The organism is Amycolatopsis sp. NPDC051903 (genome assembly GCF_044452505.1).
Lineage (GTDB): Bacteria > Actinomycetota > Actinomycetes > Mycobacteriales > Pseudonocardiaceae > Amycolatopsis.
In genome coordinates this window covers 240,813-257,656 of the sequence record NZ_JBITBT010000002.1, presented here as the reverse complement: position 1 = coordinate 257,656, position 16,844 = coordinate 240,813, and the positions used below count along the sequence as shown (strand labels likewise).

Here is a 16,844-nt window from a genome sequence, read left to right as displayed (position 1 = left end):
CGGACACGGTGGGTGACAGCGTGAAACGACCTGGCTGGATCGTTCGTCAGGAATCGTCAAACCGGCTACGGTGCCTCACACTATTGAGTGACGTCTGTCACGAGAGGTGTGCAGCATGGTTCTAGGCGACAACGAAGTCAGCCAGTCAGTCGAAGCTTCCTCCGGAGACCGTCGGGTGCAGGTGCGGCGAGCGGCGCTCGCCGGGTCGATCGGCACGACGATCGAGTGGTACGACTTCTTCCTCTACAACACCGCCGCGGCGCTGGTTTTCCCGCACTTGTTCTTCCCCGCCTCCAGCGGGTACGCGGGCGCGATGCAGTCGTTCGCGACCTACGCCGTGGGGTTCGCGGCGCGCCCGATCGGTGCGGCGATCTTCGGGCACTGGGGCGACCGGCTCGGGCGCAAGGCGACGCTGATCGTCACGCTGCTGCTGATGGGCCTCTCGTCGGCGGTGGTCGGGGTGCTGCCGGGAACGGAGTCGATCGGCATCGCCGCACCGCTGATCCTGGTGCTGCTGCGGCTGGTGCAGGGCATCGCGATCGGTGGTGAGTGGAGCGGATCCGTGCTGCTCGCGATGGAATGGGGTGATCAGCGCAAACGCGGGCTGCTGGCGAGTTTCGCGCAAGTCGGCGTGCCGGTCGGGCTGGTGCTGGGCACCGGTGGCATGACGCTGCTGTCGGCGACGCTGTCGACCGAGCAGTTCAACTCGTGGGGCTGGCGGATCCCGTTCCTGCTGAGCCTGGTGCTCGTGATCATCGGCCTGGTGATCCGGTTGCGGATCCTCGAAACGCCGATGTTCGCGGCGGTGGTGGCGAACAAGAAGACGTCGAAGGCGCCGGTGAAGGACGCGGTGCGCCACCACTGGCGCGAGATCCTGCTGTCGGCCGGGCTGCGCTTCAGCGAGCAGATGCCGTTCTACCTGTTCACCAGCTACGTGCTCGTCTACGTCGCGGAGCGGCCGGAGTTCAGCAAGACGTTCATCCTCAACGCGGTGCTGGTCGGGGCGGCGGCGGAGCTCGTGCTCATCCCCGTGTTCTCCCAGCTGTCCGACCGCATCGGCCGCAAGCACGTGTACCTCGCCGGTGCCGTGCTCACCGGGGTGATCGCGTTCCCGTACTTCACGATCCTCAGCCACGGGGGGCACGCGCTGGTGTTCCTGGCGGTGATCGTGTCGCTGGTGGCCCACGCGATGCAGTACGGGCCGGAGGCCGCGCTGATCGGGGAGAGTTTCCCGACGCACCTGCGCTACGGCGGCGCCGGGCTGGGGTACCAGCTGGCGTCGGTGTTCGCGGGCGGGCCGGCGCCGCTGCTGGCGACCTGGCTGCTGCACCTGACCGGAACGCCGTACTCGGTGTCGATCTACATCGTGCTCTCGGCGGTGGTGACGATCCTGTGCGTCGTCGCGCTGCCGGACCGGTCGAAGGCGAACATCGAGGACGCGAGCGTGTACGCGCGCTGACGGACGAAAAACGGGGCGGGGCACCGGAATTCCGGTGCCCCGCCCCGTTGTCTGCGAGGTTGCTCAGTGACCCTGCGGAGGCGGGCCGCCCTGCGGGCCACCGAACGGGCCCTGCTGCGGGAACGGGCCGCTGCCCGGTCCCTGCGGCCGGCCGCCGCCGAACTGCTGCGGCGGGCCCTGGTACGAGCCACCCGGCGGGGCGGTCGGGGGCTGGGGCTGCGGGAGCGACGGCGGAGCCTGCTGCTGCATGCCCGGCGGCGGGGTGGCCGGCGGCTGCGGGCGTTCGGGCGCGGGCGGCGCCGGGGGCTCGTCGGCCTCTTCCGCGCCGGCTTCGAGCGACGGAGTGCCGCCGCCGATGGCGCGGCGGTGCGGTTCGGTGCCGAGCGGGCCCGGGACCTCCTTGCGCGCCACGGCTTCCGCGGCGGCGACGGCCTCGGCGACCTTCGGGTCGCTCGTGGTGTCGAACCAGCCGGCGACCTCGTCGTCCTCGAGGTCGGGCTTTTCGGGGGTGTCGTCCTTCGGCGGTTCGTAGCGGAACACGCCGTCGTCGCCCGGGGCGCCGAGGGCGCGGGCGAAGCCTTCGAGGGCCTTGCCGTAGTCGCTCGGGATCATCCAGACCTTGTTCGCGTCGCCCTGCGCCATCTGGGGCAGGGTCTGCAGGTACTGGTAGGCGAGCACCTCGGGCGTCGGGCGGCCGGCCTTGATGGCGGCGAACACCTTTTCGATGGCCTTCGCCTGGCCCTGCGCCTGCAGGTAGCGGGCGGCGCGTTCACCCTGTGCGCGCAGGATGCGGGACTGCCGTTCGGCTTCGGCCGCGAGGATCGCCGCCTGCTTCTGGCCTTCCGCGGCGAGGATCTGGCTCTGCTTCTGGCCTTCCGCCGTCTTGATCGACGACTCCCGCTGGCCTTCGGCGGTGAGGATCATCGCGCGCTTCTCGCGGTCGGCGCGCATCTGCTTCTCCATCGAGTCCTGGATCGACGGCGGCGGCTCGATCGCCTTGAGCTCCACGCGCGCGACGCGGATGCCCCAGCGGCCGGTGGCCTCGTCCAGCACCCCGCGCAGCTGGCTGTTGATGGCGTCGCGGGAGGTCAGCGTCTCCTCCAGGCTCATGCCACCGACCACGTTGCGCAGGGTGGTGGTGGTGAGCTGCTCGACACCGATGATGTAGTTGGAGATCTCGTACACCGCCGCGCGCGAGTCGGTGACCTGGAAGTACACGACGGTGTCGATGTTGACCGTCAGGTTGTCCTCGGTGATCACGGGCTGCGGCGGGAACGAGACGACCTGCTCGCGCAGGTCGATCCGCGCGCGGACCTTGTCCAGGAAGGGCACCAGGAACGTCAGGCCGGGCGAGGCGACCGTGCGGAACCGGCCGAGGCGCTCGATCACCGCCGACTGGGCCTGTGGCACCACCATGATCGCCTTGACCACCGTGATGATGACGAACAGTGCCAGTAGCGCGACCACGACGATCGCTATAGTCGACAAGAGCGTTTCCCCTTACCTAGTACCGATTTGCGACGTTCCGGCGAAGTCACGACAAGACGTCCACCACGGCGGTGGCACCGGAGATCTCGACGACGGTGACGCTGGTGCCGGGGGCGATCGGCGGCTGCGCCTCGTGCACGGCGCGCGCGGACCACACCTCTCCCCCGATCTTCACCTGGCCGGCATCGAAGTCCACTGTGGACACGACAACGGCGCGGGCGCCGATGAGCGCGTCCGTGCCCGTGCGCACGTGGGAGCCGGCGAGGAAGCGCCGCTTGAGCGCGGGGCGGGCGAGGGCGAGCAGCGCGACGGAGCTGACGGCGAACACGGCGACGTCGATGAAGAGGTTGCCGGTGATCGCTTCGGACCCGGCACCCAGCAGGGCGGCGATGCCGAGCATGATCAGCACGAAGTCGCCGGAGATGACTTCCGCGATCATCAGGACGATGCCGATGATCAGCCAGATCAGTGCCGCTGCCATGTGCTCATGCTCTCAGATCGCGCCGGTTCGCACCGGGCAAGTGACTCGACGTGACCGACGCGTGACCTTGCCCGAACCGGACACATCGGACGCTTATTCGGCGGGTTCGGTGACGAAGTCGATGAGCCGCTCGACGGCGCCGATGAGCGGGGTCTCGAGGTCGCGGAAACTGCTCACCGCGGCGAGGACCCGTTGCCAGCCCTCGTAGGTCTCGCCCCAGCCGAGCGCCTCGCAGATGCCGACCTTCCACTCCACGCCGCGCGGGATCTCGGGCCACGAGCGGATGCCGACGGCCGCGGGTTTCACCGCCTGCCAGATGTCCACGTACGGGTGACCGGTCACGAGCACCTGCTCGTCGCGGATCTGCCCGACCAGTCGCGACTCCTTGCTGCCCTTGACGAGGTGGTCGACGAGCACGCCGAGCCGCCGTCCCGGGCCGGTGCCGAACTCGGCGATCCGCTCGGCCAGCACGTCGACGCCGTCGAGCGGTTCGACGACCACGCCCTCGACCCGCAGGTCGTGGCCCCAGACGCGTTCGACGAGCTCCGCGTCGTGCTTGCCCTCCACCCAGATCCGCGAATCCCGGGCGACGCGGGCCTGCAGGCCCTGCACCTTCACCGAGCCGGACGCCGACACCCGCCGCACCGGTGCCGCGGCCTGGCGGACGGGCACGAGGGTGACGGGTTTGCCCTCCAGCAGGAACGCCGCCGGCCCGAGCGGGAACACGCGGTGCCGGCCTTTCGCGTCCTCGAGGACGACGTTGCCGTACTCGATCTTCACGACCGCGCCGCAGTAACCGCTGGCGGGATCCTCGACCACGAGCCCCGGCTCGGCCGGCACGTCGGGCACCTTCCGCTTGCGCGGACCGGCCAGCACGTCGTCGTACGAATGTGAGCGCACGGCCGAGCACGCTAGTGCTGCGGAGGGGGCCGCGTCGTCGCGCCACGCCGGGCGGCGGGAGTTCCTTACGCGGCGAGCCGCAGCACCGCGTCGGTGAACGGAGTGGGGCCGGTGCGGCGCAGGGGTCCCATGGCGACGAGCGGGGCGAGGGCGACGCACCACGCCCGGGTGCGGGCGGGGTCGGGCAGCACGGCGAGGCCGTCGTCGAGGGTGCCGCCCGCCGACAGCGGCAGGTAGGCCCAGTCGACGGCGTCGAACGCGGGGTCACCGAGGCACGGGCGCGGGTCGATGGCGACGATGCCCCGGCCGGGGCCGGCGTCGAGGACGTTGCCGGGGTGCAGGTCGCCGTGGACGAGGGCGAGCGGGCCGGTCGTGGCGAGCGTGGCGGCGCGGGCGCGGCCGGTGTGCAGCAGCTGCCACGGCAGGTGCGCTTCGGCGGCCGAGCCGCGCAGGCGGCGTTCGGCGAGGTCGAACATCGCGTGCACGCGCTCGAGCTGGGTGGGGAACGCGCCGGTGGCCGAAACGCCGTGAAGCTGGGCGAGCAGGTCGCGGACCTGGTCCCACGGGATCTCGGCGTCGGTCAGGGTCGTGCCGGGCGTGAGTCCTTCGAGCAGGAGCGCGCCTTCGGTGAGGTCGGCGTCGAGCACCTGCACGACCCGCGGGAGGCCGGCCCACGCCCGCAACGCCAGGGTTTCGGCCGCCACGATCGCCGGGTCGGGACAGAGTTTCAGCACGCGCGGTCCGGCCGGGCTGTCGCACAGCAGGGTGCGGCCGGTGTTGCCCGGGCGGGCTCGCGCACGGTGAGGTCCCAGCGGGTGGCCAGGCGCGCGACGAGGGCGGGCAGCGCGTCGCACCACGGTTCGACCGCGGGGCCGAACCGGTCGATCAGCCGGGCGCGGGCCGCGGTGTCGAGCGCGTCGGTCAGAACAGCGGCCAGGGGATGGCGCGCCAGTCGTCGCCCGGTTCGGGGAAGACGGCTTCGGCGAGCAGGAAGTCGGTGCGCTGTTCGAGGGCGCGGATCTCGAACGTGGTGAGGTGCTCACCGAGCTCGGCGCCGAGCTGCCCGTCGAGGTCCGAGCGCAGTTTCCGCAGTTTGTCCGCGGTTTCGGCGCCGAGGGGTTCGCCGATCCAGCCCCACAGCACGGTCCGCAGCTTGGGGTCGGTGTGCAGGCAGATGCCGTGGTCCACGCCGTAGACGCGGCCGTCGGTGCCGGCGAGCAGGTGCCCGCCCTTGCGGTCGGTGTTGTTCACGACGACGTCGAGCACGGCGAGCTCACGCATGCCGGGGTGGTCGGCGTGGACGAGGACCGCGGGTTCGCCGAGCCGGTCGTGGGCGTGCAGCACCGTGCGCCAGCCTTCGGGGACCTCGTCGGGCGCGCAGACGTCGACGAGTTCGTCCTCTTCGGCGGTTTCCACCCACAGCTGCACCATGCCGGGCCCGAACGGCCCGTCGCGCAGCACCGTGGGCGGGATGGCGCCGAGGCCACTGCGGTCGGCGATCATCGCGGTCGCGACCTCGCGGCCCGCGAGCGTGCCGTCGGGGAAGTCCCACAGGGGCCGCTCCCCCGACACCGGCTTGTACACCACGCGGCCGGTCACGCCGTCGAGTTCGATCGCGCAGAAGAGCGTGACGTTGGAGGCGTCGACGAGCCGGCCCTCGACGTCGATGCGCCCGTGGGTGACGAACTCGCGGGCAGCGGGGTCCGAAGGCTCCGGAGCAGTGGTCGCCACGCCCGGCCTCAGTCCTCGGCCACGTCGACGTCGCGGCGGTAGCCGTTCTGCCGCGGGCAGATGTGCCCGGTGGGGTCGAGGGGCTCGCCGCACAGCGGGCAGGGCTTGCGGCCGGCGTTGACGACGCGGTCGGCGCGCTCGGCGAACGCGCGGGCGGCGACCGGGGTGAGGAACACCCGCACGGCGTCGGGTCCTTCCTCGGTGTCGTCGAGCACGACGGTCTCGTCGACCTCACCGTCGGTGATCGCGAGCAGCTCGATCACGACGGCGCTGGAGTCGGCGTCCCAGCCCAGGCCCATGGTGCCGACGCGGAACTCCTCCTCGACGGGCACCGTGAGCGGGTCCACGTCGAGCTGGTCCTCGGGGACGTCGGCGGGCACGTCGGCGCCGAAGCGGCTGGCGACCTCCTCCAGCAGCGAGCTGAGGCGCTCGGCGAGGACGGCCACCTGCTGTTTCTCGATCGTCACGCTGATCGTCCTGACATCTTCCGACGCCTGGAGGTAGAACGTGCGATCGCCGGGCTCGCCGACGGTTCCGGCGACGAACCGGTCGGGCTTGCGGAAGACGTGGATTACGCGAGACATAGCACCCTCGACCCTAGGCCACGGGCGCTTGATCGGCATCCGCCGCCCCTGGTTGACCGGGATTTCGGTGCGGTGCGTGCGGGTGCGGACACGCAGCGGATCGCCGTTAGGCTTTCCGGGTGCCACAGATCTCTGCATACGGAACCTGGACCTCACCCGTTTCGGCGGCGGACGTCGCGGCGGCGGGGGGTGGCGCACAGTGGCTCACGACGGTCGGTGACGAGCTGTGGTGGGCCGAAGCCCGGCCCGCGGAGGGCGGCCGGGTGGCGCTCGTGCGGGAAGTGCCGGGCGGCGTCGAGGACGTGCTGCCGGCGCCGTGGAACGTGCGCAACCGCGTCCACGAGTACGGCGGCCGGCCCTGGGTGGCGACCGGTGGCGCGGTGGTGTTCACGCACTGGGCCGATCAGCGCGTCCACACCTCCGTCGACGGGGTGGTGACGCCGCTGACGCCGGAACCGGCCGAGCCGCAGGGTGTGCGCTACGGCGACCTGCGCCCCGGGCGCGAGGGTGAGGTGTGGGCGGTGCGCGAGCGCAGCACCGGTCCGCGGCGCACGGACGTCGCGCGGGAGCTGGTGGCGATCTCGCTCGACGGTTCGGGTGAGCGTGTGCTCGTGGAGGGGCACCGGTTTTTCACCGCGCCGCAGCTTTCGCCCGATGGTGCGCACGCGGCGTGGCTCGCGTGGGACCACCCGGCGATGCCGTGGGACGGCACGGAGCTGTTCGTCGCGCCCGTCGGCGAGGACGGCGTGTTCGGGACGGCGAAGGTGCTCGCCGGTGGCCGCGACGTGGCGGTGTGCCAGCTGGAGTGGGAGACGGCGGACAGCCTGCTGGCGCTGCTGGACCCGGATGGCTGGTGGAACCTGCACCGCGTTTCGCTCGACGGATCGGTGACGAACCTGGCGCCGGTGCAGCAGGAGTTCGGCGGCGCGATGTGGAAGCTCGGGGCGAGCTGGTTCACCCCGCTGGGCGGTGGCCGCCACGCGGTCCTCGCGTCGGGGCAGCTGTCGGTGCTCGACGAGCACGACGGCTCGGTGACGCCCGTGGCCGCCGAGCTGAGCGAGTGGTCGGCCTCGGGGCTGGCCGCCGTGCCGGGCGGGGTCGTGGGGATCGCGGCCGGCGCCGACCGGGAGAGCGCCGTGGTGCGTGTGGACCTCGGAACGGGCTCGTGGACGGCGCTGACACCGCAGCCGGCGGACTTGCCGGCGAAGGAGTACCTGCCGGTGCCGCGGGAGCGCGTGTTCACCGCGGCCGACGGCGCGCGGATCCCCGCGTTCGTCTTCCCGCCGGCCAACCCGGACTTCGTGGCGCCCGAGGGTGAGCTGCCGCCGTATCTGGTCCACGTGCACGGCGGGCCGACCGGGCGCAGCGACGCGGCGCTGGACCTGACCGTCGCGTACTTCACCAGCCGCGGCATCGGCGTCGTGGCCGTGAACTACGGCGGTTCGACCGGCTACGGCCGGGCGTTCCGGGAGCGGCTGCGCGAGCAGTGGGGCGTCGTGGACGTGCAGGACTGCGTCGCGGTGGCCGAGGCGCTCGTGGCCGAGGGCTCGGCCGACGCGGCGCGGCTGGCGATCCGCGGTGGCAGCGCGGGCGGGTTCACCTCGGCGGCGTCGATCACGATGACCCGCACGTACGCGGCCGCGACGATCAAGTTCCCGATCCTCGACCTCGCGACCTGGACCGGCGCGGGCGGCGAGACGCACGATTTCGAGTCGCAGTACCTCGAGGGGCTGGTCGGGCCGTACCCGGAGACCGAGGAGCGGTACCGGGAGCGGTCACCGATCACGCACGCGGAGTCGCTGGCCGGGCCGGTGTTGTTCCTGCAGGGGCTGGAGGACCAGATCTGCCCGCCGGAGCAGGCGGACCGGTTCGTCGCGGGCCTGGCCGGCCGCGGCGTCGACCACGCCTACCTGCGGTTCCCGGGTGAGCAGCACGGGTTCCGGCGCGCGGAGACGATCGTGACGGCGCTGGAGGCGGAGCTGTCGTTCTACGGGCAGGTGCTCGGGTTCGCGACACCCGACGTGCCGAAGCTGGAGCTCTCGCGATGAGACCACCACGGCTGGTGGCGGGTGACACGGTGGCGCTCGTCGCGCCGTCCGGGCCGGTCGCGCCGGACCTGCTCGACGGGGCGCTGCCGGTGCTGCGCGGCTGGGGTGTGAAGGTCCGCGTGGGTGACGCCGTGCGTGGCTGCGGGGCCGGCTACCTGTCGGCGCCGGACGAGGTGCGAGCGGCCGAGTTCACCGATGCGTGGCTCGACCCGGAGGTCGCGTGCGTCCTGGCCGCGCGCGGCGGGTACGGGGCGCAGCGGATGCTGGACCTCGTCGACTGGCCCGCGCTGCGCGCCGCCGGGCCGAAGGTGCTGGCGGGCTCGTCCGATGTGACTGCGCTGCACCGCGCCGTCGCGACGCACCTGGATGTGGACACGCTGTTCTCCCCCATGCCGGCTTCGGTCCTGTTCGACGAGGCGGCGGCCGAGCACTTGCGGCACACGCTGTTCGAACCCGAACGCACCCGCGTGCTGCGCGCCCCGGGCTCGGACGTGCTCGTGCCCGGCCGCGCGTCGGGTGTGCTGGTGGGCGGGAACCTGTCGCTGCTCGCGGCGGGCCTGGGCACGCCCGAGCAGGGTTCGGCGCGCGACGGGATCGTGCTGCTGGAGGACGTGACCGAAAGCAGCTACCGGATCGACCGGATGCTCACGCAGCTGCTGCGTGCCGGTTGGTTCGCCGGGGCGCGCGCGGTGGTGCTCGGCTCGTGGGCCGCGTGCGGCGACCCGGAGGAGATCCGCGCGCTGCTGCTGGAGCGCCTGGCACCCCTGGGGATCCCGGTGCTGGGCGATTTCGGGTTCGGGCACGTGGCGTCATCGCCGACGCTGCCGCTGGGCGCGCGGGCTTCGCTGGACACCGAACTCGCCACGATCACCCTCGACTCCCCCGCGTTGGCCTGATCATGCGTTTGTCCGCTGCGGAAGCCCGCGCCCGCTTCACCGCTTCGCGTGTGGCCCGGCTCGCCACCGTCTCCGCCTCCGGCGTCCCGCACCTGGTCCCGGTGACCTTCGCCGTGGCCGGCGACGAGATCGTCTTCGCGGTCGACCACAAACCCAAGTCCACGACCTCCCTGCGGCGCCTGGCGAACATCGCGGAGAACCCGTCGGTCTCCTTCCTGGCCGACGCCTACTCCGACGACTGGACGCAACTGTGGTGGGCCCGCGCGGACGGCGTCGCCCGCGTCCTGGACGCCTCCTCGCGGGCCGAGCCGGTGTCGTGGCTGGTGGCGAAGTACCCGCAGTACGCGCAGCACCCGCCGGAACACGCGGTGGTCTCCACGACGGTCCACTCATGGCACGGCTGGGCGGCTTCGTAACGATCACCCGATGATCGTCGATCTTGGTGCCGTGCACAGACGAATTTTGTGGAAAACGGCGGTGGCGTCCGGTCTCGCGGTGCTGGTCACCGGGTGCTCGTCAAGTGCGGTGCAGCCGCCGGTCAGGTCGGTTCCGAAGCCGCCTGAGTCGAGCAGCGTGCCGCCTTCGTCGGTGGTGCATCCGCCGACGCTGGAGCGGTTGCTGCCGACGGACGACGAGCTCGCGAAGGTCGGGCAGGACGAGTACGTGCAGCCGGTCGAGTACATCATCGGTGAGACGACACCGTTGCGGCTGGTGAACGCGTGCGGTGCTCCGCAGCCCTGGGACGCCAAGGCCAAGCTGGGGGCGCAGGCGCACTCGAGCGATCACCACGGGGAAATCGCGCAACTCGTGGCCGAGTACGACGGTTACACCGGTGCCCAGGTCGTGGACGGCGTGAAGAAGGCGCTCGCCTGCGGCCACGTGACGGTGCGGGACCTCGATTTCACGTCGGTCAGTGAGTTCACGGCGCCGAAGGTGGCGGAGGCGCAGTACGGGTTCTGTGCGGCGCCGACCGAACGCATCGGCGTGCGGATCTGCGTGCTGGTGTTGGGCAAGGGTGACCGTGCCGAGTCGCTCTTGTTCAAGAACACGGACTGGATCGACAAGGAGGGCCAGTCCGTGTTGAAGAAGGTCGCGCCGCTGTTCGCCGAGGCCCTCGGCCGGCCCTAGTCGCCGGACGTGGTGGTGGTTGCCGCGGGGAGGAACTGTTCTTCCCGCGGCTTGCGCCACGCCGTGATGAGGCCGAGGGGGTCCGGGCGCAGCAGTGAGGCGGCGGCGTAGAGGCTGACCACGACGACGATCGCGATGAACCACCAGTCGTAGAGGGCCTGTTCGCCGGTCGGGTAGTAGACGAGGGTGACGAAGACCGACACGGCCACGACCGCGGACAGGTTGCGCCGCTCCCAGGGGAACGCCGAGATGAGCACGAAGCCCCAGGTGAGGTACCAGGGCAGGGTCGGCGGCATGAGGATCGCGACGGCCAGCAGGGTGATGGCGGCGCGGTAGACGGCCTGCGGGCCGCCGTCGCGGGAGAGCCACCACTGGCGGATGCCGAAGGCGGCCAGTGCGAGCATCGCGAGGGCGCGGGCCACCGTCACGAAGGGCGAGGACGGGACGTTGGCGACGAGGTGCACGAGGTTGTACACGGCTTCGCCGATGCCGGTCGGGAAGTTGAGCCAGTTCGCGATGAGCTGGGGTGCCTTGAGGCCCGACCACCAGCCGAGGTTGAGCGAGCCGAGCGAGAGCCACGTGCCGGCGACGAACACGGGCAGGAAGAGCCCGACGGACGCGGCGCCGGCCTTGAAGAAGTTCTTCACCTTCGACTCGCCGCTCATGTTCGCGGCCCACATCCACACGAGGAAGGGCAGCGCGACGGCGGCGGTCGGTTTGATGAGCATGCCGATGGTGACGAGCACGACCGCGACGACGTGCTTGCGCTCGAGCGCGGCGAGGACGCCGGTGGTGAGGAACCCGAGCATCATCAGGTCGTTGTGGGGGCCGCCGAAGAGGTGGATGACCATCATGGGGCTGGCGACCGCGAGCCACAGCGCCACGGGCAGCTTGCCGCCGAGGTGCTTGACGAGCCGCGGGAGCGCCCAGAGCGTCATGCCGAGGCCGACGAGCAGGACGACGCGGGTGAGGATCACGCCGGCGATCATGTTGTCCTGCGTGACGGACACGATCCCCTTGGAGATCAGCAGGAACAGCGGCCCGTACGGGGCGGGGGTGGTCTGCCACAGCGGGTGCACGTTCTGCACGACGTTGGGCAGCACGTCGAGTTCGGCGGGGCCGTTGGCGTACGGGTCGAGCCCGTAGAGCAGCTGGGCGCCCTGGCCGAGGTAGGAGAAGACGTCGCGGGTGAACAGCGGCGGCGACACCAGCAGGGGCGCCATCCAGCACAGCGCGGCGACCAGGATGGGCTTGCTGCCGATGCGGCCGGCGAGCACGTAGCGGCCCAGGCGGACCCACGCCCACACGACGAGCGCGAAGCCGAGGTACAGCAGCCCGTTGGCGAGCGCGCGGCCGTGGCCGTAGCGGATCCACGACAGCGGGCCGTGGCCGAGGACGGGGTCGCGGATCAGGATGCCACCGGCGCCGAGCGCGGCGAGCATGAGCAGCGTGGTCCCGATGGTGCCCATCGCGATCGTGCGGTACGGGAATCGCGAGGGCGTGAGGAACTGCGCGTCCGGGGCGCTGAACACGGACGGCTGCGCGGAGTCGGTGGTGGTCGCCATTTCGATCCAGGAGATTACCGGGTGAATCTTCGCCTCACTGCACGGGCTCCCGCACAGACGGTGTTCGCGCACCTGTTCGCACGCCGAGTGCTCGGTTGGCCCGGTTCGCGTGGTCGGTCCTGTTGGGGGCGGGTTGCCTGCTCCGGCCTACGCCTCGGCGAGGAGCCGGCGCCGGACGTCGGCCAGGGCGGCGGTGTTCGCCCCGGCTGCCAGGAGGTACTGGCGGGCGTCGAACCCGTCGAGGGTGGTGAGCAGGGCTTCGGTGGTCGTGGTGCCGCGTTCGCCGAGGAGGGCCGCGATCATCGGGCTCTGGTCCGCGACGCCGAGTGCGGCGTAGAGGGGCCGGACGGCTTCGGTGGACAAGTCGTAGTCGGCGGCGATGGCCCCGGGTTCGACGTCGGCGAGGGACAGCAGCAGGAGTGCGGTCAGGCCGGTGCGGTCCCGGCCGGAGCCGCAGTGGACCAGCACGCCGCCGGGTTCGGCTGCGGCGATCGTTTCGATGAGCGCGGCGCAGCGCGCCGCTTTGTGGCGGAGGAACAGCGGGTAGTAGAGCGGGCTGCCGTCGAGTTCCTCGTCGCTGATGCGGCGCCAGAGTCCGGTGTCGTCGACGTCGTCGAGCGGGAATTCGACGCGGGTGAGGCCGGGTGGTCCGCCGGCGCCGGCGGGGTCGGCGGCGAGCCGGGCCGAACCGGTGAACGCCGCCTGTTGGGCACCGGGCCGGATCTCGGCGGGGTTGCGCAGGTCGATGACGGTCCGCAGGCCGGCCGCACGCGCCTGGGCCCAGCCCGTCGCGGTGACGAAGCGCAGGTCGGCGGCGCGGTAGAAGGCGCCGCGGCGGGTGGTGGCGCCGGCGCGGGTGGGCAGGTCGCCGAGGTCGCGGGTGTTGAAGAAGCCTTCCCAGGTGACGGTCCGGTCCACGTCAGCGCCCGGTCCCCGCGCGCTGGGCGGTGCCGCCGGGCAGGGCCGCGAGCAGGGAGCGCGTGTACTCGTGCCGGGGGTCGAGCAGGACCTGTTCGACGGTGCCGGTTTCGACGAGTTCCCCGCGGTACATGACGGCGACGCGGTCGGCGATGTTCCACGCAAGGCCGAGGTCGTGGGTGATCACGAGGCCGGCGAGGCCGAGTTCGCGCCGCAAGCGCAGCAGCAGGGCGAGGATTTCACCGCGCACGGACGCGTCGAGGGAGGCCACGGGTTCGTCGGCCACCAGCACGGCCGGTTCGAGGGCCAGGGCGCCGGCGATGACGACGCGCTGGCGCTGGCCGCCGGACAGTTCGTGGGGCAGGCGGTCGAGGAACTTCTCCGGCGGGCGCAGTTCGGCGGCTTCGAGGGCGCGCAGCACCGTTTCGCGTTCGGCGGGCAGGCCGTGGATGCGCGGGCCTTCGGCGACGGCTTCGTAGACGGTGTGGGCGGGGTTGAGGGCGCTGGTGGGGTCCTGCAGCACGAGCTGGACCTTGCGCCGGTAGGCGCGCAGCGCGGCGCCGCCGGCCGGGATGGGCTGGCCTTCGTGGCGCACGGCGCCGGAGTCGGCTTTCTGCAGCCCGAGCAGGGTGCGCGCGAGGGTGGTCTTGCCGGAGCCGGACTGGCCGACGAGCGCGACGATCTCGTCGCGGCCGACGGCGAGGTCGACGCCGTTGACTGCGTGGATGCGCTTGCCGGTGCGGTCGCGGAAGCTCACGTGCAGCCCGGCCGCTTCGAGCAGCGGGGTGTCGCCGGGCCCGGCGCGGTGCTCGGGTTCGGGCGGCAGCGGGGTGCTGGTGGCCGGGGCGAAGCGGGACACGGGGTCGCCGACGGTGGGGAACGCGGCGGCGAGTGCGCGGCTGTGCTCGTGGTGCGGGTCGGTCATGAGCTCGGCGCTGGGGCGTTCCTCGACGAGCTGCCCGTCGTACATGACGGCGATGCGTTCGCAGGTCGCGGCGAGCACGGACAGGTCGTGGCTGATCATCACGAGCCCGATGTCCTGCTCGGCGACGAGTTTGGACAGCAGTTCGAGGACCTGCGCCTGCACGATCACGTCGAGCGCGGTGGTGGGTTCGTCGGCGATCACGAGGCGGGGTGAGCAGGCCAGCGCCATCGCGATCATCACGCGCTGTTTCTGCCCGCCCGACAGTTCGTGGGGGTAGGCGCCGGCGCGGGAGGGCGGGAGGTCGACCTGCTCCAGCAGTTCGGCGACGCGGGCCTTGATCTTGGCTTCGCCGGGCTGCGGCCCGTTTTCGGGCGGGTGCAGGCGCAGGGGTTCGGCGATCTGCTCGCCGATGCGGCGCACGGGGTTGAGGGCGTGCATCGCGCCCTGGAACACCACGGACGCTTCGGCCCACCGCACCGCGCGCAGCCGGCCCCAGCGCATGGTGGTGACGTCTTCTCCGTCGAGGAGGATTTCACCGCTGACCTCGGCGCTGCGCGGCAGGAGACGCAGCACGCTCATGGCGACGGTGGACTTGCCGGAGCCGGACTCCCCCGCCACGCCGAGCGTGCCGCCGGCTTCCAGGCGCAGGTCGACGCCGCGGACGGCGGGGACGTCGCCGCCGCCGGTGCGGTAGGTGACGCCGAGGTTCTTGAGTTCGAGCAGGGCGGTCACGGGTGTTGTCCTTTGAGCCTGGGGTTCAGCACCGTCTCCAGCCCGCGGCCGACGAGGGTGAAGAACAGCACGACGAGCACGATCGCGATGCCCGGCGGGAGGAGGTTCCACCACGCCCCGCGGCTGACGGCGCCGTTGTTGAGGGCGGTCTCGAGCATCGCGCCCCAGGAGATCGCGTTGGGGTCGCCGACGCCGAGGAACGCCAGCGTCGCGTCGGCGATCACGGAGTTGCCGACGACGAGGGTGGTGTTGGCGAGCACGAGCGGGAACACACCGGGCAGCACGTGGCGGCCGATGACGTGCAGGTGGCCGCCGCCGAGGGCGCGGGAGCGCTCGATGTAGGGACGGCTTTCGATGGTGAGGGTCTGCGCGCGCACGAGGCGGGCGGTGCTGGGCCAGGCGGTGACGCCGATGGCGAGGATGATCGTGCGGGTGCCCTGCGGCAGCACCGCCGACAGCGCGATCGCGAGGATCAGCGAGGGCAGCACGAGGAAGAAGTCGGTGAACCGCAGCAGGATCGCCGACACCCAGCCGCCGAAGTGCGCGGCGGCGATGCCGACGATCGTGCCGATCAGGACGCTGAGCACGGTGGCGGAGAACCCGACGAGCAGGGAGAGCCGGGTGCCCCAGATCGTCATGAGCAGCACGGAGCGGCCGTCGATGTCGGTGCCGAGCCAGAACTGCCCGTCGGGCGGGCTGAGCGGGTGGCCGGTGGCTTTGGTGACGTCGAGGCCGTCGGAGTCGCTGATCAGGGGCAGCAGGACCGCGACCGCGACGGTCAGGGCGAGCAGGCAGAAGCCGATCAGAGCGCCCCGCTGGGCGGCGAAGTCGCGCCAGGTGCGCGCGACCGCGGCCCGGCGGCGGCGCCAGGCGATGGCGCGCGGGGTTTCGGCGGGGGCGGTGGTGGTCATGCGGTGCGCACCCTCGGGTCGAGTACGCGGTAGAGCAGTTCCGCGAACAGGTTCATCAGGACCACGGCGCTCGCCAGGACGACGAGCACGCCTTGCAGGACGGGCAGGTCGGGGCCGTGGATCGCGTCGTAGGTGAGCTGCCCGAGGCCGGGCCAGGAGAACACGGCCTCGACGGTGACGGCGCCGGAGACGACCATGCCGAACTGCATGAACACCAGCGTCACGGTGGGCAGCAGCGCGTTGGGCACGGCGTGGCGGCGGCGGACGAGGTCGTCGCGCAGGCCTTTGGCGCGGGCGGTGGTGAGGTAGTCGGCGTTCATCTCCCCCAGCAGCGAGGAGCGCATCACCAGCATGTACTGCGCGTAGAACACCGCGAGCAGCGTGACGCAGGGCAGCACGAGGTGGTGCAGCACGTCGAGGGTCTGCGGGAGGAAACCCGGTGCGGTGTCGGGTGAGTGCATGCCGCGGCTGGGGAACAGTCCGCCGGTGACGACGAGCAGCAGCAGGCCGAGCCAGAACTGTGGTACAGACCACAGGGTCAGGGCGATGCCGGTCTGGGCGCGGTCGAAGAAGCTGTCGCGCTTCCACGCGGCGCGGATGCCGAGCCACAGGCCGATCGCGATCGCCAGCACGGTGGCGCTGCCGACGAGCAGCACGGTGGGCCAGAGGCGTTCGCCGATCATGTCGAGCACGGGACGGCGTTCGATGTAGGACTCGCCGAAGTCGCCGCGGAACAGGCCGGTGAAGTAGTCCCAGAACTGGGTGAGCACGGGCTTGTCGATGCCGAGGCGGTCGCGCAGTTCGGCGATCTGGGCGGGGTCGGTGGGCCGTTCGCGGACCATGAACGCCACGGGGTCGCCGGGCAGGAGCCGGAACAGCAGGAAACCGAGCACGATCACGAGCAGGATGCTGGCGATCGCTTCGGCGACCTTCGTCAGGACGAACCGGAGGGTGCCGGTCCCGGGGCGGGGGGGGGGGGGGGGGGGGGGGGGCCCGCGGGGGGGGGGGGGGGGGGGGTGGGGGGGCGGGTGGGGGGGGGGCCCCGGGGGCCGGCGCGCTGCGCGCCCGGCGCGCGGAG

Annotated in this window: 15 protein-coding genes and 1 pseudogene; 5 read left to right on the top strand and 11 right to left on the bottom strand. The window is 71.9% G+C overall.

Annotated elements, in window-relative coordinates:
* Positions 1 to 115 precede the first annotated feature (115 nt).
* A complete protein-coding gene (locus ACIA77_RS05430) occupies positions 116 to 1,459 on the top strand; it encodes an MFS transporter (protein WP_395884558.1) in 1,344 nt (447 codons plus the stop codon).
* 63 nt (positions 1,460 to 1,522) lie between these two features.
* Here the strand turns inward: ACIA77_RS05430 and ACIA77_RS05425 are convergent, their stop codons facing one another.
* From ACIA77_RS05425 to ACIA77_RS05400, 6 genes and pseudogenes are all read right to left on the bottom strand, one after another.
* Positions 1,523 to 2,875, bottom strand: a complete 1,353-nt coding sequence (locus tag ACIA77_RS05425) for an SPFH domain-containing protein (protein ID WP_395884989.1) — start codon at positions 2,873 to 2,875, stop codon at positions 1,523 to 1,525.
* Between the two features lie 118 nt (positions 2,876 to 2,993).
* A complete protein-coding gene (locus tag ACIA77_RS05420; protein ID WP_395884557.1) occupies positions 2,994 to 3,428 on the bottom strand; it encodes an NfeD family protein in 435 nt (144 codons plus the stop codon).
* Positions 3,429 to 3,521: 93 nt separating this feature from the next.
* Positions 3,522 to 4,328 (bottom strand): DUF3097 domain-containing protein, encoded by an 807-nt coding sequence (locus tag ACIA77_RS05415; RefSeq protein WP_395884556.1) that lies wholly within the window; start codon positions 4,326 to 4,328, stop codon positions 3,522 to 3,524.
* Positions 4,329 to 4,575: 247 nt separating this feature from the next.
* A pseudogene (locus ACIA77_RS05410) lies at positions 4,576 to 5,062 on the bottom strand (aminoglycoside phosphotransferase family protein); the annotation flags it as partial.
* 187 nt (positions 5,063 to 5,249) lie between these two features.
* Positions 5,250 to 6,059, bottom strand: coding sequence for an SCO1664 family protein (locus ACIA77_RS05405; protein WP_395884555.1), 810 nt, complete (start codon positions 6,057 to 6,059; stop codon positions 5,250 to 5,252).
* 8 nt (positions 6,060 to 6,067) lie between these two features.
* Complete coding sequence (locus tag ACIA77_RS05400) at positions 6,068 to 6,643, bottom strand: DUF3090 domain-containing protein (protein ID WP_395884554.1); 576 nt, start codon at positions 6,641 to 6,643, stop codon at positions 6,068 to 6,070.
* 119 nt (positions 6,644 to 6,762) lie between these two features.
* Here ACIA77_RS05400 and ACIA77_RS05395 point away from each other — a divergent pair, with 119 nt between their 5' ends.
* Genes ACIA77_RS05395 through ACIA77_RS05380 form a run of 4 tightly spaced genes read left to right on the top strand, consistent with a single transcriptional unit; the run spans position 6,763 to position 10,715 of the window.
* The gene (locus tag ACIA77_RS05395) at positions 6,763 to 8,691 is read left to right on the top strand and encodes a prolyl oligopeptidase family serine peptidase (RefSeq protein WP_395884553.1); all 1,929 of its coding nucleotides are present in this window, start codon (positions 6,763 to 6,765) and stop codon (positions 8,689 to 8,691) included.
* The gene (locus ACIA77_RS05390; RefSeq protein ID WP_395884552.1) at positions 8,688 to 9,587 is read left to right on the top strand and encodes an LD-carboxypeptidase; all 900 of its coding nucleotides are present in this window, start codon (positions 8,688 to 8,690) and stop codon (positions 9,585 to 9,587) included. The genes ACIA77_RS05395 and ACIA77_RS05390 overlap by 4 nt, the downstream gene beginning before the upstream one ends.
* 2 nt (positions 9,588 to 9,589) lie before the next feature.
* On the top strand, positions 9,590 to 10,003 hold the full coding sequence (locus ACIA77_RS05385) for a TIGR03668 family PPOX class F420-dependent oxidoreductase (RefSeq protein WP_395884551.1): 414 nt from the start codon (positions 9,590 to 9,592) through the stop codon (positions 10,001 to 10,003).
* A gap of 10 nt (positions 10,004 to 10,013) precedes the next feature.
* Positions 10,014 to 10,715 carry a hypothetical protein gene (locus tag ACIA77_RS05380; protein ID WP_395884550.1) on the top strand — a complete coding sequence of 234 codons (702 nt, stop codon included), beginning with the start codon at positions 10,014 to 10,016 and terminating at the stop codon, positions 10,713 to 10,715.
* Here the strand turns inward: ACIA77_RS05380 and mptB are convergent.
* The 5 genes from mptB to ACIA77_RS05355 form a co-directional block, all read right to left on the bottom strand.
* The gene (gene mptB, locus ACIA77_RS05375) at positions 10,712 to 12,280 is read right to left on the bottom strand and encodes a polyprenol phosphomannose-dependent alpha 1,6 mannosyltransferase MptB (RefSeq protein WP_395884549.1); all 1,569 of its coding nucleotides are present in this window, start codon (positions 12,278 to 12,280) and stop codon (positions 10,712 to 10,714) included. The genes ACIA77_RS05380 and mptB overlap by 4 nt on opposite strands.
* A 147-nt stretch (positions 12,281 to 12,427) precedes the next feature.
* Positions 12,428 to 13,198 carry a tyrosine-protein phosphatase gene (locus tag ACIA77_RS05370; RefSeq protein ID WP_395884548.1) on the bottom strand — a complete coding sequence of 257 codons (771 nt, stop codon included), beginning with the start codon at positions 13,196 to 13,198 and terminating at the stop codon, positions 12,428 to 12,430.
* Position 13,199: 1 nt separating this feature from the next.
* Positions 13,200 to 14,855, bottom strand: coding sequence for a nickel ABC transporter ATP-binding protein NikE (gene nikE / locus ACIA77_RS05365; protein ID WP_395884547.1), 1,656 nt, complete (start codon positions 14,853 to 14,855; stop codon positions 13,200 to 13,202).
* Positions 14,852 to 15,766 carry an ABC transporter permease gene (locus ACIA77_RS05360; protein ID WP_395884546.1) on the bottom strand — a complete coding sequence of 305 codons (915 nt, stop codon included), beginning with the start codon at positions 15,764 to 15,766 and terminating at the stop codon, positions 14,852 to 14,854. Before ACIA77_RS05360 ends, nikE begins: the two co-directional genes overlap by 4 nt.
* On the bottom strand, positions 15,763 to 16,704 hold the full coding sequence (locus tag ACIA77_RS05355) for an ABC transporter permease (protein WP_395884988.1): 942 nt from the start codon (positions 16,702 to 16,704) through the stop codon (positions 15,763 to 15,765). The genes ACIA77_RS05360 and ACIA77_RS05355 overlap by 4 nt, the downstream gene beginning before the upstream one ends.
* Positions 16,705 to 16,844: the final 140 nt, after the last annotated feature.

Bases quoted from the DNA above. Each gene is read 5' to 3' on its own strand.
- ACIA77_RS05430 (WP_395884558.1), top strand. From the start codon at position 116: ATGGTTCTAGGCGACAACGAAGTCAGCCAGTCAGTCGAAGCTTCCTCC.
- ACIA77_RS05425 (WP_395884989.1), bottom strand. From the start codon at position 2,875: ATGGTGGTGCCACAGGCCCAGTCGGCGGTGATCGAGCGCCTCGGCCGG.
- ACIA77_RS05420 (WP_395884557.1), bottom strand. From the start codon at position 3,428: ATGGCAGCGGCACTGATCTGGCTGATCATCGGCATCGTCCTGATGATC.
- ACIA77_RS05400 (WP_395884554.1), bottom strand. From the start codon at position 6,643: ATGTCTCGCGTAATCCACGTCTTCCGCAAGCCCGACCGGTTCGTCGCC.
- ACIA77_RS05390 (WP_395884552.1), top strand. From the start codon at position 8,688: ATGAGACCACCACGGCTGGTGGCGGGTGACACGGTGGCGCTCGTCGCG.
- ACIA77_RS05385 (WP_395884551.1), top strand. From the start codon at position 9,590: ATGCGTTTGTCCGCTGCGGAAGCCCGCGCCCGCTTCACCGCTTCGCGT.
- ACIA77_RS05380 (WP_395884550.1), top strand. From the start codon at position 10,014: ATGATCGTCGATCTTGGTGCCGTGCACAGACGAATTTTGTGGAAAACG.
- mptB (WP_395884549.1), bottom strand. From the start codon at position 12,280: ATGGCGACCACCACCGACTCCGCGCAGCCGTCCGTGTTCAGCGCCCCG.
- ACIA77_RS05360 (WP_395884546.1), bottom strand. From the start codon at position 15,766: ATGACCACCACCGCCCCCGCCGAAACCCCGCGCGCCATCGCCTGGCGC.